Origin of the sequence: Legionella tunisiensis (genome assembly GCF_000308315.1) — a bacterium.
Lineage (GTDB): Bacteria > Pseudomonadota > Gammaproteobacteria > Legionellales > Legionellaceae > Tatlockia > Tatlockia tunisiensis.
Genome location: NZ_CALJ01000290.1, coordinates 1 through 14,411, shown reverse-complemented (window position 1 = coordinate 14,411; position 14,411 = coordinate 1). Strand labels below are relative to the sequence as shown.

Here is a 14,411-nt window from a genome sequence, read left to right as displayed (position 1 = left end):
TGAAGTTAATATCCCCCTGAAGCTTAAAGGCTTACGTGTTACCAAAGGTGCACGCGCAGCAATAGAGCAGGCAGGTGGCAGCGTTGAAGAGTGATTATGAATAACCAAAGGCAAACTGCTAGCCAATCCCGCGGTGGATTGGCAGAACTTAAATCGCGATTGCTGTTTGTTGTAATTGGTATCTTGGTCTACAGACTTGGTGCTCATATACCTGTTCCTGGACTAGATCCTCAGAAGTTAGCTAACTTCTTTGGTGAACAACAGAATACAATATTTGGTTTGTTCAATATGTTTTCCGGTGGTGCATTATCCCGGGTAACTGTATTTGCTATTGGTATAATGCCTTATATCTCTGCCTCAATTATTATTCAGCTGTTTTCAGTTGTTTCTCCTAAGCTGGAGCAATTGAAGAAGGAGGGGGAGTCTGGCAAGAGAAAGATTAATCAATACACTCGTTACCTCACTTTGATTCTTGCTGTATTTCAATCATTGGGTATGGCCAGATGGTTAGCGGGTCAGCAAATAGCACTACAGGCTGATTTACTCTTCTATTTTACCGCAGTAGTTACTTTAGTAACTGGCACGATGTTTTTGATGTGGTTGGGAGAGCAAATCACTGAAAAAGGTGTGGGTAACGGAATATCACTGATTATTTTTCCGGTATTGTTTCAAGTATGCCGAACGCGATTGCATCGGTATTGCAGCAAGTTAAAGAAGGGCAAATGCAAGCGCTTACTTTAATCTTGGTTGCAGTGATTGTGGTTGCGGTAACTGGGTTTGTTGTTTTTGTGGAAAGAGCACAACGTCGCATTCGGGTGAACTATGCACAAAGGACTCATGGCCGTAAGGTTTATGCTGCTCAAACAAGCCATTTGCCACTGAAAATTAATATGTCTGGGGTCATCCCGCCCATATTTGCATCTAGTATTATTCTTTTACCCGCTACGCTTGCACAGTTTTTTGCAAGAGGAAAGGGAATGGATTGGTTAGCAGATATAGGTATGGCTCTTTCGCCTGGCCAACCGTTATATTTGATTATTTATGCTGCAGCTATTTTGTTTTTTGCTTTCTTTTATGCTGCATTAGTATTCAATCCCAAGGATACAGCTGATAATTTGAAAAAATCTGGTGCTTATATTCCTGGAATTCGTCCAGGAGAGCAAACAACCAGATACATTGACTCAGTTATGACGCGTTTAACTTTGGTTGGCGCGCTATACTTGGTACTGGTTTGCTTATTGCCACAAATTTTAATGTATACCTGGCATGTGCCTTTTTACTTTGGTGGAACCTCGCTGTTGATTATTGTTGTTGTAATTATGGATTTTGTTGCCCAGGTGCAAGCTCATCTTATGACACAACAATATGATTCTTTGATGAAGAAAGCCAATTTTAAAGGGACCAAGTTGCCCGGTCTTTTATGATTATTATCGGAGTTATTAATGAAAGTTAGAGCATCAGTAAAGCGCCTCTGCCGCAACTGCAAAATAATTAAGCGTGAAGGTACTATCCGCGTTATATGTAAAGATGCAAGGCATAAGCAAAAGCAAGGTTAAAATCCTTGCTTGATTTTGGTTCATTATAATAGTATTCTTCTGTCCCTTCCTGACAGAGCAAAAAATAACGTTCGGAGAGATTAATGGCTCGTATTGCAGGTGTAAATATACCAGATCACAAACATATCGTGATTGCACTTACGTCGATTTATGGAGTTGGCAAAACTACATCGATTAATTTATGTAAAGCAGTTGGCATTGATCCGTCAACAAAAGTATCTCAGTTAAGTGAAGAAAAACTAGAAGCTTTACGTACTGAAATTGCAAAGATGACGGTTGAGGGTGACCTACGTCGTGTTATTACGATGAATATAAAACGACTTATGGATCTGGGTTGTTACCGTGGACTTAGACATCGTCGCGGTTTGCCGCTGCGTGGTCAACGCACTAAGACAAATGCGCGTACCCGAAAAGGCCGACGTAAAGGTAGCAGTAACTAATTTATATGTAGGAAATAAAGATGGCTATAACTAAGGCAAAGCAACAAAAAGTAAGAAAGAAGGTAAAACGCGTCGTAAATGATGGTATAGTCCACGTCCATGCCTCTTTTAACAATACCATTGTGACTTTCACAGATCGTCAAGGTAATGCTTTATGCTGGGCAACTGCTGGTGGATCAGGGTTCCGTGGTTCCCGAAAGAGTACACCTTATGCTGCACAAATTGCTACAGAGAGAGCGTCTCAGGTAGCGAAAGAGTATGGCATGAAATCTGTTGCTGTATTTGTGCATGGTCCTGGACCAGGTCGCGAATCAACTATTCGTGAATTGATATCACAGGATTTTAAGATTGTAGAGATAACTGATGTGACTGGCATACCCCATAATGGATGTAAGCCGCCCAAGAAACGTCGCGTATAAGATTCAGGAGTTTTTAATGGCTAGATACCTTGGTCCAAAATGTAGATTATCCCGTAGAGAGGGCACGGATTTATTTTTGAAAAGTGGTGTTCGTGATTTCAAAGCTAAATGCAAATCAGAAAAACAACCTGGTCAACATGCTGATAAACGTCCACGTTTAAGTGATTACGGTGTACAATTACGTGAAAAGCAAAAAATCAGACGCTTTTATGGTGTTTTGGAAAAGCAATTCCGTAATTACTACAAAAAAGCAGCAGGCCAGAAAGGTTCCACCGGTGAGAATTTGGTGGTATTACTTGAGAGACGCCTGGATAATGTTGTATATCGTATGGGGTTCGCAAGTACACGTGCTGAAGCGAGACAATTAGTCGCGCACAAAGCAATTTTGGTTAATGAGCAAGTGGTTAATATACCTTCTTACTTGGTTAACCCTGGTGATGTAATTGCCGTTCGTCAGAAGGCAAAAGAGCAAGGGCGAATTCAGGCTGCTATCGCATTGTCTGAACAGCGTGCTCCTTGTGATTGGTTGACTGTTGACTCTAGTGCTTGCAAAGGCACCTTTGCGACAGTGCCTACGCTAAATGACGTATCATCTCTTTATAACGTGAATTTAGTTGTAGAACTTTACTCTAAGTAAGCTCGGAGACCTAGCCGAATGATAAACGAAATGCTGACGCCATCTGTACTTAAAGTACTTGCTAATACGCCCTACCATGCTCGGATTGTTCTGGAGCCTTTAGAGCGCGGATATGGTCATACGCTTGGCAACGCCTTACGGCGTATCCTGCTGTCGTCAATGCCAGGTGCTGCCATTACTGAAGCTTCTATTGATGGCGTTTTACACGAATACAGTACCATTGAAGGGGTGCAAGAGGATGTAGTTGATATTCTACTGAATCTGAAACAGGTTGCTATTAAACTGACTACTGGTACGGAAGCTTACCTCACTTTAAGTAAGCAAGGCCCATGTCAAGTTACTGCTGGTGATATTCAGTTGACTCATGGTCAGGAAATCATTAATCCCGACTTGGTTATTGCTACTTTAAATGAGAATGGCAAGCTGAATATGACCTTGAAAGTTGAGCAGGGTGTTGGTTTTCACTCTACTGATTCATTTGTCAGGGCTTTTGACGAAGAAATGGAACAAAAATCAGTTGGTAAACTGAAGATCGATAATACTTTCTCACCGGTCAAAAAAGTGGCTTATTTTGTTGACAGTGCTCGCGTAGAGAATCGTACGGATCTTGATAAACTTACGATTGATTTGCAAACCAATGGTACTTTGGATCCTGAAGAAGCCATTCGTATCTCCGCGTCTATTTTGCAACGTCAATTGCATGCTTTTGTTGATATGAAGTTTGAAGAGTCACGCGCTGATAGTAAAGAGCGAAACGATTTTGATCCTGTATTATTGCGTCCTGTTGATGACTTAGAGCTGACTGTTCGTTCAGCAAATTGTCTGAAAGCCGAGAATATTTATTATATCGGTGACTTGGTGCAGAAAACTGAGAATGAATTGTTAAAGACACCAAATTTAGGTAAGAAATCCCTTACTGAGATTAAAGACGTTTTAGCATCACGTTCTTTGTCTTTGGGAATGAAACTAGAGAATTGGCCGCCAGCTAATCTTGGCGAGTAATATTAGGAGTTTTAGTCATGCGTCACCGTAATTCTGGCCGTGGATTTAGCCGTACAAGCAGTCATAGAAAGGCGATGTTTTCCAACATGTGCACTTCTCTAATTGAGCATGAGTTGATTAGAACAACTCTACCAAAGGCTAAAGAACTGCGTCGTTATATTGAGCCTTTGATTACAGTTAGTAAATCTGATTCTGTTGCGTCACGTCGTTATGCTTTCGACAGACTTCGTTCTAAGAGCGCTGTAGGGAAGCTGTTTACTACTTTGGGTCCACGTTATGTTGAGCGTCCTGGTGGTTATGTACGAGTTTTAAAATGTGGCTATCGTGCAGGTGATAATGCTCCGATGGCTATTGTTGAGCTTGTAGATCGTCCCGTAGAAGCAGCTGAAGCTTCTGACGAGTAATCTAATACAAGCTAAGTCAGATTATGAAACCCGCCTAGGCGGGTTTTTTATTGTTAAGCTAATCTCTCTTTATTACCACAGCGGGTTTGTATTATAAAGGGTATTGACAGCCGTTTCGCTGGATTACGATTTTAAAATGGGAAATTAAAGTTATAGGCTATGTGCTGTTTTTGCTAAATGGCCAACATCTACACGGACAAAAACTGAGTCGCCAAGTGCTGTGAGCGTGTCGCCAGCGTAAACCTCACATACTACACGAGTTTTACGTTCAACTTTCCCTTCGACTCGCGCTTTGAGAGTTAGCATAATGCCCATTGGTGTTGGTTTGATGTATTTCACAGCAAGAGAGCCAGTCACACAATCGATGCGTGGGAGTGTTCCTGCTTCGCGGCCCTCGGTACGATAATGGTATGCCATCGCTGTCCAGTTAGAATGGCAGTCGATGAGACAACTGAGTAACCCACCATATACAAGCGATGGCCAACCAGTGTAGCGCTCATCAGGTAAGTGCGTTGTGATAACGTGCAACTTGTCGCTATCCCAATAGCTTTTGATCCTCAGGCCATGCATGTTTTTCGAACCACAACCAAAGCAAATGCCATCAGGGGCAGCAAGGTCTTGCAATGCATAACTCTTTTCTTTCATAATTTGATCTCACGTAGTAACGCAGTTGATATGTTAATTTCCCTGTATTTTCTATACAAGTCTCTATAACAACAGGTGATTGCAATCTTGGTTGCAAGCAGCACCGCTACATTGGAGCTTGGGTCATTTCCAAACGTTTTTGGATAGATAAAAAAAAGCCCATTTTTGTGGGCTTATGAATACATTCTCAGATCCTTTTAGAACGGAATATCGTCGTCCAACTCATCAAAAGCATCTTGTGCTGCTTGAGCAGATTGGGCTGCTGGTTGTGGCTTGCGAGTTGCAGTACCTTGCTGTTGTTGAGCAGAAGGTGGTGACATCTCGTCGTAATTGCCCGAGCTGCCTCTACTATCCAGCATTTGAATATCAGTGGCTACGATTTCAGTCGTATAGCGATCTTGTCCTTGCTGATCTTGCCATTTGCGAGTACGTAGGCTGCCTTCAACATAGAGTTTAGAGCCTTTGCGCACATATTCACCAGCGATTTCGCCTAAGCGATTAAAGCAGACGACACGATGCCATTCTGTACGTTCTTGCTTATCACCTGTTTGTTTATCTTTCCAGGTTTCACTGGTAGCAATGGATAGGGTTGTTACGGCGTTACCATTGGGCATGTATCTAACTTCAGGATCCAAACCAACGTTACCGACCAAGATGACTTTGTTAATCCCACGGGCCATTTTTCTCCTGCGTGCGAAAGTTGTTTAGACCAGCGATTATAACTAATCTAATCGGAATCTAATAGTAATCTACTCAAGTAATCTTATAAGTACTGATTCAAGTCTGAGTTTGTCTGGCATTGGGGGGCTTCAGGAGAATTGCTGTAATACTTTTTCAATGCTGCCACCTTGGTAAATGGCTTTATCCAAGCGACAGTAGAGTATTTTTTCTTCCGGCGCTGGCATGATCTCTTTAATGCCTGGGAGCTTTTTAAGTTGTTGCATTAGCTCATCTTCTCCGCCCTTCGGATTTGCAGGGTAATTCACAATGAGCGTTGATAGATAGGCATTGGGTTGCATAGAAAAAGAAATAAGCAACCATAAGAGAGCTAAAAGTCCATTGGCAAGAAAGATGCCTTTTTCACCCACCCATTGATAAAGTACCCCAGCCAGCGCTCCACCAGCGAAGATCCCTAAAAATTGACTGGAAGAGTAAATCCCCATGGCTGTCCCTTTGCTATTGACATCGGCTTGTTTAGACACGAGTGAGGGCAAACTTGCTTCGAGAATATTAAAGGCCAGAAAATAGATGAACATTAAAGCAAACAGGGAGAGCCAATGCTGGTTGATAAAGGCAAGGAAGAGTTGGGTTAGGCTGGTCATTAATACAGCGCCTACGAAAACAAGCTTCATTTGCCGTTTTTTCTCGGCCAGTAAAATAAAAGGAACCATAAAAATAAAAGCCAAAACCATCAATGGCAAATAGAAATGCCATTGATACGTCAAATGGCCTTGTTTGAGTTGTTCCTGTAACAACATGGGAATAACATAAAACGTTGCAGTTAAAATAAGATGTTGGAAAAATGCCCATATTGAGGCGCTGTAAATGTCTGTTGTGGATAACCGCTTTGAAGAGCGAGGGGTTCGCTTCGCTATCGATATGAAATCGTTCCTTCTTTGGTGTTGGTATGACTACATGAAGCAAAACTAAACCTAAGAGAGCTAATCCTGTAGTGAGGTAGAAAATACCTGATAAGCCAAAATGATTCGTAATCGCGGGACTGATTACCATAGCCAGACTAAATGACAAGCCGATAGTCATCCCAATAACGGCCATCGCTTTTGTTCGCTGTTCATCAGGCGTGAGATCAGCAAGTAAGGCAATTAAAATACTGCCAATTGCTCCGGTTCCTTGTAAAGTCCGGGCAAATATCATCATATAAATCGAGTGACTCAAAGCGCCAATAAGACTACCGCTGGCAAAGAGTAGCAACCCAATAGTTAACAGTGGTTTTCTACCATAACGGTCGGATAGCATGCCGAAAGGCATTTGCAATAACCCTTGACTCAAACCATAGCTTCCTAGTGCCAAACCTATGAGAGCAGGTGTTGCTCCTTGAAGATGAGTGGCAAAAACGGTAAAAACAGGAATTAACATAAATAATCCCAGCATACGAAATGAAAAGATAGCTGCGATAGGTAAAACGCTGTTGAACCAGGAAGAATGCTTCATTGATAATGGTATGCTCATAATACGATGTGCTGATGGTACAAAGTTAATGCCTGAGAGACAAGAACATCTTACTACAGAATGACGAATGATCGACTGTTGATTGACAGGCTATCTGATTCGCTGTAGTTTGAGGCATTTTTAAACGAGAGGAAAATTGAATGGCTTTGCAGTTTGCTAATAGGGTCGCTTTAATTACAGGCGGTGCGCGTGGTATTGGAAAGGCTACCGCATTGAAATTAGCACAAGCTGGATGTGATATAGCAATCGTTTATTATAATAGTTCTGATGAAGCACAAACCTTAGTAGCCGAATTACAAGGCTTAGGACGCAAGGCCATAGCTATACAAGCGAATGTGGCTGATCACCAATCGGTTAAAGACATGTATACGCAATTTCGCGACCATTTTAGCCGTCTCGATTTCCTGATTAGTAATGCGGCAAGCGGGGTCTTAAAACCCGCATTGAAAATGTCGACTAAGCATTGGCGCTGGTGCATGGAAACGAATGCGTTGGCCTTGAATCATTTAGTATCAGAAGGCCGGGAGTTGATGTCAGCGGGGGGGCGTGTTGTGGCCTTGTCAAGCTTGGGGGCTGAACGGGCTATTCCTAATTACGCCTTCATTGGTGCCTCTAAAGCGGCTTTGGAAGCGTTGGTACGTTCGTTAGCGCTTGAGCTTGCAGAATATGGCATTACTGCGAATACGGTATCAGCTGGCGTAGTCGACACGGATGCGCTAAAGCACTTCCCTAACCGTGAGCAGCTGCTCGACGAATACCAGGCTCATGCTTTGTCAGCGCGACCATTAACGCCACAAGATGTAGCGAATACGATTTATCTGCTGTGTTTACCTGAGGCAGAAATGATTAATGGGCATACCTTGTTTGTTGATGCAGGTTACAGTCGCGTAGGTTAGTGCTCCGCAAGCGCCTAGGAAACCTTGCCTCTAGGGGGAGTGTAGAATAACTACCAAAAATGGTAATTTTATAAAAGGTAGTTTGCATTTTTTAGGCCGGAAACTCACTCTCCAAACAACGCCTGTGTCGCGCAGGGTTTAAGTTGTTTGGCTGCAAATGATAGGGTCACTGATGTTTTCCAGTGACTGTTTAAGGTCACGAATTCTCATTTCATCCATGGCCTTAAATCGATAGAAGCGTCCAACCGCGTGACCACGCAGAGAGGCCTCATCTTACAGCAACCGCAGCCCGTAATATGTCAACCCTTTTAAGTGCCCGCAGTAAGCACATCTGGCCAGCTAAATTCAAAAAATCATTCGATTCGAGAGTCGCTATTTTTTGATGTCCTCCCATAAGTGCATACAGCTATATTGGTTTTTTATCTGTCAATATGTTATGATTTCTGCCTATCAATCAAGAGTATTTAGTATGTCAATATCATTTTTCACCCAGGGTAATCCATTTATTGTTAAAAAATTCTTGGCAACCTCTCCCTAAAAGAACGATTGAATTTCTCAGAAGCCAATAAAGAAATAAATACCTTTATACACCATCGGATCGCGGAGGATAGTGGCGCTAAAGATTGGGATGACTATATTACAAGAATAAGAATAAAAAATTGGATTCACGATTACAAAAAATGATTGCGCAGGGTGTTTATGATTTGCCTATGGCTGAAGATGTTCAGCAATTCTGGAGTCTAGACAATGAACGCCGTTTCGATGCACTGGTTCCGGATGAGCAGAAAGACAATCATTCCCCTTTTTATTTCTCTATTGACAATGTCATCATGGCACTGAGAGAAGGATTAATTACGCTTGAACATTGCGAGGCTTCTGATGATTATAATGAGGAGTTTTTGTCGGAAATCATCAGCGAAAAGAATGGCAATGGCTTGCAAGCATTAAGAGAAAAATTAATCACTTTTGAGCAATTCAAATCTCTGCTAATAAGCGCAGTTGAATACGTACAGGATCTGTACGGACAGGATCTGAATGATAACAGAATATATGCAATATATGCACTAAGCGAGCGATTTGCTCAGGTTAAGAAGTTAACAGCAGTGCATCTGACTCATCTACTTAGCGATAACGGGATGCAGGCATTACGAGAAAAATTAATCACTTTTGAGCAATTCAAATTTCTGCTAATAAACGCAGTTGAATACGGACAGGATCTGAGTGATGACGGAATATATGCACTAAGCGAGCGATTTGCTCAGGTTAAGAAGTTAACAGCAGCGTTTCTGACTCATCTGTTTAGTGATAACGGGATGCAGGCTTTACGAGAAAAATTAATCACTATGGAAATGTTATTAACCAACAAACCCAATGTTGTTTATTTCTCTTATCTTGTCACGGATAATGGTCTAGAGGCTTTAAGAGAGGAAATAATCACCTATGAACAGATCATATTGAATGGGCCTGAACATGCAGGATATCTTGATGAGCTATTTTCGGATAATGGTATGCACGCGTTAAGAGAAGGGTTAATTACTCCTGAGGAGGCGTTTGCTATGAGTAGTCACTATAAACTCCGCGATCGGCTTGAGGAATTGAAGCAAAGACCTGGTTTAGCAGGTCCAAATTGAACAGATTAATATGATCAGGTTAATTTGTATGTTCATTTTGGCTGAGCCACACCCCAATGTGCTGTCTTTATGGTTTTAGCAAACGCCAAGAATTAACATGTTTAGTGCTATTTCACAGAACCTTGCCTATACGTAATAAACCAATAGTTTCTTCAAAAGGTCTTTCTGCTAGTGTTATCAGATGCTGATTCTGTTGGCCAATCATAGTCAATAAACTAATCAAGCTGTTCACGCCATGGCATACAGCATCTGTGCGTATGGTTTGACTAACAAAATCACGCATAAAGCCGCCAATAGCCTGAGAAGGATTTTTGACATCATAACTGCTGGCCTCTGTGTAGGCGTTTTGTAATAGCCAGCGGCTGGTCAAGATCATGGCGTCACGGTATTGCTTACAATCAGACCTGCCTTGGCTGAGACAAAATTGATGTAATTCACCCATTACTTCATTAATCCAGCCATTGCCGCTTGTAGCCATCGTGTCAAGGTAACGTCCATGGTTGTAAGCATCATGTCGATCATGGATCTGCCTCGCTAAAATCGCTGACGCTGCCTTACTAATTACCTTGTGGTAGAGAGGCGTATTATTTATTTTACTGTAGTCAATTAATGCCATGAGAACCCAGCTGGTCGATATGGTATTGGGAGTACGGAAATCATCACCAACAAAATCACCTTGCTTATTTGCTGCAATAGCCATGTGCTTCGCAATTTTACTGGCCGCATCATAGTAACGTTGATCGTTAGTGGTTAAGTAAAGACGAGAAAGGGCTGAGAGTACTTGCCCCGAATAAAGGAAGGATTGTTTTTGGTTGTAATTCCAATGATCTAATTTGCAACGAACCCCTGATACCACGTGACCATCATCCTTTACCATAGTTAATAGCCAATCTCCTGCTCGTATAGCGGCAGTGAGGTAAGCTTCATCGTGATAAAAACGATAAAGTTCCAAGAGTGTAAAAATCGTTTTGGACGTAGTGCCAACTGACAAAAACAAGTTTTTCTTTGGTATCAATATTATAAGAGTAATAAAACCCGCCCGCCTGTTTTCCCTGCATGACTTGCATATTGAGTATGAAAGCAGCGATTGCTTTGAAGTGTTTTTCCAACTGGGGATCTTTATTCAAATGGTAAATTTTCAAAAGTGTATATAAACTCGAAGCACTGTAAATGGTGTGTAATTTGTTACTGCGTTTGTCTTCTGCTGCATCATATTTTTTGTAAAAACCATGTAATTGTGGATGTAGATTGTTAAGCAGGTAGTGCTGACTGGAACGAATCTGTTGTTGAATCAAATCGCTGTCTAAATAGCGTATTACTACGCGATTGCTTTGTAATTCTAATCCTTTTCCCTTGTCTTCAATGAAGGAATAATAACGGCGGGGTGGATAGTCAAAAATAACCTGGAAGCGAAATGCTGCGAATTCTTTTGTACCAATAGGTTTTAAGCGGTTTTGTTCCAAAGCACGTTCGGTTGCCTTTGCAATGGTTTTGGATAACGAGGCTTCGTTCGCAGTTCCCAGACCTGTCTTTTGCCCTTGAAAATAGGCGATTACACTGACATACCAGTATCTATGCGCATATTGTGTATCCCATCGCTGATCCAGTATTTGAGCGCTTGGTGGTTGCGCATTAAAGAGTTTATAAGCAGCAATAGAACGGACATATTGAATCACTGCGTCGCGAAACTCATTATTTTGTTGATTGGCTGAAGGTAGATTAATCGCTGTGCTGGATGGTAAAGCTACGGCGGGAAAACTCTGTGAGAAAGGCAACAAAACCAGGCTTAATAAGCTAGTTATTATTATTCTATGCATTAACTGGAATCCTTGGGCGTTAGAAAAGCCGAGGGTTACAAATAGTAGTTTCCAATTATGCTTCATTATTTCTTTATTTTCATGTTAACGAAGAAAATTCTTATTATTAGCCTCATGTTTTGTATAAGTGATGTACATATGATGTATATCGACGTAGCTGAGTGCTAAAAGTTTGTGATACAATCTGAAGTTTTTTGAACTAGGTGAGCTCTGAGGATAGAACATGAATGTAGATAGCGTATACCCCAAGGTGAGGGAAATTATCGCTGACGTACTGGTTATTGACGAAGACGAAGTCTCTTTAAACAGTCGCTTGATTGCTGATTTGGGTGCTGAATCGATTGACTTTCTCGATTTGGTTTTTCAGTTGGAAAAAGAATTCGCTATTAAAATACCACGAGGCCAATTAGAGAAAAATGCTCGTGGCGATTTGGCTGAAGATGAATTTGAAAAAGGCGGTGTATTAACGGCAAAAGGGATGCAGGCACTCAAGAATTATCTAAGTGAGGTGCCTGCAGAACATTTCAAGGCTAATATGAAGGTCAATGAAATTCCTATGCTGTTTACGGTAGAAACCTTTTGTAAGCTGGTTGTTGTTGCTGTCAGTGAGCAAAGCGCTTGTGAAACTGTTGCCTAATGCGGTTCTTATTTGTTGATAGAATCCTGCAATTATCCCCTGGTGAAATGGTGCGGGGGATAAAGCACATTACGCAGGATGATACCTACCTTTGTCCAAGTACTGAAGGAATTCCCTGCTTTATGCCTTCTTTGATTGGCGAAACGTTGGGACAGTTAGCAGCTTGGAATGTCATGTTTTTCAATGAGTTCACGTTAAGACCTGTTGCTGGGGTTGTGGCAAGTGCACGTCTACATCGCCCTGCCTATGTGGGTGAAACGTTGTTGCTGGAATCCTTTATAGAGCGTCTGGATGATACTGCAGTACAGTACCATAGTGTAGCTCGTGTCGGTGACGAAGTGGTTTTCAATGTTGATGGGGCTTTGGGGCCTTTGTTGCCTATGGCGGATTTTATAAGTAGGGATGAAGTGCGCCACCAATTTAATGAGATAAATAGACCAGGTGAGTGGCCGCTGCAGTGTGTTGAGGATGGCGGGGTTACTGAGGAATCGACCTCCACCCTTAGCACGGAGTTCCCTAAACGTGTTGTCCCAATGTCTTTTGACCGCATCCTTACTTTAGAGCCCGGTGTGAGCATGAGTGCGGTAAAAGCTGTCACTCGTGCTGCTCCTTATTTTCCGGATCATTTCCCTAACAAACCCGTTTTACCCATGACTGTTTTGCTAGAGTGTAAATTGAATTTGGCACGAGAATTTGTGAAGCGGACTTCTTTCGCCGATGTTTATGAAGTCAGTGAGTTACGTAAAATCAAAATGAGTGACTTTGTTTACCCCGGTGATGTTCTAGTCTGTTATGTCAAAGTCAAACAGCAAGATGAACAACAGCTGGTTTTAAGCTACCGCAGTGAAGTTGCTGGTAAGCGGGTATGTGTTTTAGAGGTAGTGATGAACGCGAAAGGTAAGAAACAATGAAAAATAGACGCGTGGCAATTACTGGTCTGGGAGTCGTGTCGCCATTAGGTAATGACGTACAGTCTACTTGGACTAATCTGCTGGCAGGTCAATCAGGTATTGCTGAGATAAGACAATTTGATGCCAGCGCTTTTCCAACCTATATTGCAGCGGAAGTAAAAAATTTTACACCGAATCTGGCCGCTATTGGTAAGCATAAGCGTTTTACCATGCCATTTACCCAATATGCTCTCGATGCGGCACAGCAAGCTTTTGCTGATGCAGGGATTCGACCTGAGAAATCCTATGCCAAGCGTTGGGGGGTAGTGACCGGAAGTGGTATGATGACGGCTGAGTTTTCTTATCTACAACGATTTCAACAAACCTGTGCAACAACAGGCGAGATTGATTGGAGTCAATTGCAAAATAATGCCCGGGATTTTTATAGTTTGGTTGATTTTGGTAAAACAACATCAAACTCAGGCTTGTCTTCACTCATTCAGGAATTTGGTATTGAGGGTTATGCAACGTCCGTTCATACAGCTTGTGCTTCTGGAGGTCAGGCTCTAGGTCTGGCTATGCAGGTTATTCGCCGAGGCGAAGCTGATTATATGTTGGCAGGTGGTTTTGACTCAATGATTAATCCACTTGGTCTGTCCAGTTTCTGCCTATTAGGCGCTTTATCAACTTATAATGAGGCACCAACAACGGCAAGTAGGCCTTTTGATGGTACTCGCAATGGCTTTGTGTTGGGTGAGGGTGCAGCTTTTCTAATATTGGAAGAGTGGAGCAAGGCAAAGGCACGCGGGGCAAAAATCTATGCTGAATTGGCCGGTGAAGGCAACTCGTTAAGTTCGTATCGGATTACTGATTCCCATCCTAATGGTGATGGTGCTATCCAGGCGATTAAGCGAGCTTTACAAGATGCCGGTGTGCAGGCGAGTGATGTCGATTACATCAATGCGCACGGAACCTCAACTAAAATGAATGATCTCAGTGAAACAAATGCAATCAAAGCAGTTTTTGGGGAGCGTGCTTATCAATTACCAGTCAGTTCTACGAAAAGCCAAACAGGTCATTTGATTGCGGCAGCTGGCGCATTGGAAGCTGTATTGTCTGTTTTATCGATTCAGCATGCGCAAGTTCCCAAAACAGCCAATTTAACTGTGGCCGATCCTGAGTGTGACCTGAATTATGTGATTGATGGCCCCCGTGAAAAATCATTAGGTGTGGTATTATCCAATTCT

Annotated in this window: 17 protein-coding genes and 2 pseudogenes; 13 read left to right on the top strand and 6 right to left on the bottom strand. The window is 42.2% G+C overall.

Annotated features, from left to right (window positions below; all coding sequences use genetic code 11):
* The first annotated feature begins 10 nt into the window (after nucleotides 1-10).
* From BN58_RS26705 to rplQ, 8 genes and pseudogenes are all read left to right on the top strand, one after another.
* On the top strand, nucleotides 11-94 hold the full coding sequence (locus tag BN58_RS26705) for an uL15 family ribosomal protein (protein WP_456297462.1): 84 nt from the start codon (nucleotides 11-13) through the stop codon (nucleotides 92-94).
* Nucleotides 95-96: 2 nt separating this feature from the next.
* Nucleotides 97-1,424 (top strand): annotated as a pseudogene (secY, locus tag BN58_RS26700) (preprotein translocase subunit SecY).
* Between the two features lie 18 nt (nucleotides 1,425-1,442).
* Nucleotides 1,443-1,556, top strand: a complete 114-nt coding sequence (rpmJ, locus tag BN58_RS30215; protein WP_082646647.1) for a 50S ribosomal protein L36 — start codon at nucleotides 1,443-1,445, stop codon at nucleotides 1,554-1,556.
* 83 nt (nucleotides 1,557-1,639) lie between these two features.
* Entirely contained in the window at nucleotides 1,640-1,996 is a 357-nt protein-coding gene (gene rpsM / locus BN58_RS17235; RefSeq protein WP_019217902.1) for a 30S ribosomal protein S13, read from the top strand.
* A 20-nt stretch (nucleotides 1,997-2,016) separates the two neighbouring features.
* Nucleotides 2,017-2,415, top strand: coding sequence for a 30S ribosomal protein S11 (gene rpsK, locus BN58_RS17230; RefSeq protein ID WP_019217901.1), 399 nt, complete (start codon nucleotides 2,017-2,019; stop codon nucleotides 2,413-2,415).
* Nucleotides 2,416-2,431: 16 nt separating this feature from the next.
* Nucleotides 2,432-3,052 (top strand): 30S ribosomal protein S4, encoded by a 621-nt coding sequence (rpsD, locus tag BN58_RS17225; protein WP_019217900.1) that lies wholly within the window; start codon nucleotides 2,432-2,434, stop codon nucleotides 3,050-3,052.
* An 18-nt stretch (nucleotides 3,053-3,070) separates the two neighbouring features.
* Complete coding sequence (locus BN58_RS17220) at nucleotides 3,071-4,054, top strand: DNA-directed RNA polymerase subunit alpha (RefSeq protein ID WP_040916731.1); 984 nt, start codon at nucleotides 3,071-3,073, stop codon at nucleotides 4,052-4,054.
* A gap of 17 nt (nucleotides 4,055-4,071) precedes the next feature.
* Nucleotides 4,072-4,458, top strand: a complete 387-nt coding sequence (gene rplQ / locus BN58_RS17215; RefSeq protein ID WP_019217898.1) for a 50S ribosomal protein L17 — start codon at nucleotides 4,072-4,074, stop codon at nucleotides 4,456-4,458.
* 150 nt (nucleotides 4,459-4,608) lie between these two features.
* On the opposite strand, the gene BN58_RS17210 is transcribed toward rplQ, so the two are convergent.
* The 4 genes and pseudogenes from BN58_RS17210 to BN58_RS35080 all read right to left on the bottom strand — a co-directional run.
* On the bottom strand, nucleotides 4,609-5,103 hold the full coding sequence (locus BN58_RS17210; protein ID WP_019217897.1) for a PaaI family thioesterase: 495 nt from the start codon (nucleotides 5,101-5,103) through the stop codon (nucleotides 4,609-4,611).
* A gap of 197 nt (nucleotides 5,104-5,300) precedes the next feature.
* Nucleotides 5,301-5,783: a single-stranded DNA-binding protein gene (gene ssb, locus BN58_RS17205; RefSeq protein ID WP_019217896.1), complete on the bottom strand. Its 483-nt coding sequence runs from the start codon at nucleotides 5,781-5,783 to the stop codon at nucleotides 5,301-5,303.
* A gap of 129 nt (nucleotides 5,784-5,912) precedes the next feature.
* A complete protein-coding gene (locus BN58_RS35085) occupies nucleotides 5,913-6,581 on the bottom strand; it encodes an MFS transporter (RefSeq protein ID WP_232220741.1) in 669 nt (222 codons plus the stop codon).
* Nucleotides 6,565-7,200, bottom strand: a pseudogene (locus tag BN58_RS35080) (MFS transporter); the annotation flags it as partial. The pseudogene BN58_RS35080 and the gene BN58_RS35085, both read right to left, overlap by 17 nt.
* Nucleotides 7,201-7,433: 233 nt before the next feature.
* Here BN58_RS35080 and fabL point away from each other — a divergent pair.
* Both fabL and BN58_RS17185 read left to right on the top strand, forming a co-directional pair.
* Nucleotides 7,434-8,189, top strand: coding sequence for an enoyl-[acyl-carrier-protein] reductase FabL (gene fabL, locus BN58_RS17195; RefSeq protein ID WP_019217894.1), 756 nt, complete (start codon nucleotides 7,434-7,436; stop codon nucleotides 8,187-8,189).
* A gap of 680 nt (nucleotides 8,190-8,869) precedes the next feature.
* On the top strand, nucleotides 8,870-9,820 hold the full coding sequence (locus BN58_RS17185; protein WP_019217892.1) for a hypothetical protein: 951 nt from the start codon (nucleotides 8,870-8,872) through the stop codon (nucleotides 9,818-9,820).
* Between the two features lie 112 nt (nucleotides 9,821-9,932).
* On the opposite strand, the gene BN58_RS17180 is transcribed toward BN58_RS17185, so the two are convergent.
* On the bottom strand, nucleotides 9,933-10,772 hold the full coding sequence (locus tag BN58_RS17180; protein ID WP_019217891.1) for a glycoside hydrolase family 76 protein: 840 nt from the start codon (nucleotides 10,770-10,772) through the stop codon (nucleotides 9,933-9,935).
* Nucleotides 10,744-11,637, bottom strand: a complete 894-nt coding sequence (locus BN58_RS17175) for a hypothetical protein (RefSeq protein WP_019217890.1) — start codon at nucleotides 11,635-11,637, stop codon at nucleotides 10,744-10,746. Before BN58_RS17175 ends, BN58_RS17180 begins: the two co-directional genes overlap by 29 nt.
* A gap of 223 nt (nucleotides 11,638-11,860) precedes the next feature.
* On the opposite strand from BN58_RS17175, the gene BN58_RS17170 reads away from it, so the two are divergent.
* The 3 genes from BN58_RS17170 to BN58_RS17160 all read left to right on the top strand — a co-directional run.
* Nucleotides 11,861-12,274: an acyl carrier protein gene (locus tag BN58_RS17170; protein ID WP_019217889.1), complete on the top strand. Its 414-nt coding sequence runs from the start codon at nucleotides 11,861-11,863 to the stop codon at nucleotides 12,272-12,274.
* Entirely contained in the window at nucleotides 12,274-13,185 is a 912-nt protein-coding gene (locus BN58_RS17165) for a hotdog family protein (RefSeq protein WP_019217888.1), read from the top strand. The genes BN58_RS17170 and BN58_RS17165 overlap by 1 nt, the downstream gene beginning before the upstream one ends.
* The coding region (locus BN58_RS17160; protein WP_019217887.1) for a beta-ketoacyl-[acyl-carrier-protein] synthase family protein at nucleotides 13,182-14,411 on the top strand (1,230 nt) is incomplete at its 3' end. The genes BN58_RS17165 and BN58_RS17160, both read left to right, overlap by 4 nt.

Coding starts and splice junctions, on each gene's coding strand:
- BN58_RS17185 (WP_019217892.1), top strand. CDS start 8,870: ATGATTGCGCAGGGTGTTTATGATTTGCCTATGGCTGAAGATGTTCAG.
- ssb (WP_019217896.1), bottom strand. CDS start 5,783: ATGGCCCGTGGGATTAACAAAGTCATCTTGGTCGGTAACGTTGGTTTG.
- rplQ (WP_019217898.1), top strand. CDS start 4,072: ATGCGTCACCGTAATTCTGGCCGTGGATTTAGCCGTACAAGCAGTCAT.
- fabL (WP_019217894.1), top strand. CDS start 7,434: ATGGCTTTGCAGTTTGCTAATAGGGTCGCTTTAATTACAGGCGGTGCG.
- rpsM (WP_019217902.1), top strand. CDS start 1,640: ATGGCTCGTATTGCAGGTGTAAATATACCAGATCACAAACATATCGTG.
- rpmJ (WP_082646647.1), top strand. CDS start 1,443: ATGAAAGTTAGAGCATCAGTAAAGCGCCTCTGCCGCAACTGCAAAATA.
- BN58_RS17175 (WP_019217890.1), bottom strand. CDS start 11,637: ATGCATAGAATAATAATAACTAGCTTATTAAGCCTGGTTTTGTTGCCT.
- BN58_RS17220 (WP_040916731.1), top strand. CDS start 3,071: ATGATAAACGAAATGCTGACGCCATCTGTACTTAAAGTACTTGCTAAT.
- BN58_RS35085 (WP_232220741.1), bottom strand. CDS start 6,581: ATGTTGTTACAGGAACAACTCAAACAAGGCCATTTGACGTATCAATGG.
- BN58_RS17170 (WP_019217889.1), top strand. CDS start 11,861: ATGAATGTAGATAGCGTATACCCCAAGGTGAGGGAAATTATCGCTGAC.
- BN58_RS17210 (WP_019217897.1), bottom strand. CDS start 5,103: ATGAAAGAAAAGAGTTATGCATTGCAAGACCTTGCTGCCCCTGATGGC.
- rpsD (WP_019217900.1), top strand. CDS start 2,432: ATGGCTAGATACCTTGGTCCAAAATGTAGATTATCCCGTAGAGAGGGC.
- BN58_RS17165 (WP_019217888.1), top strand. CDS start 12,274: ATGCGGTTCTTATTTGTTGATAGAATCCTGCAATTATCCCCTGGTGAA.
- rpsK (WP_019217901.1), top strand. CDS start 2,017: ATGGCTATAACTAAGGCAAAGCAACAAAAAGTAAGAAAGAAGGTAAAA.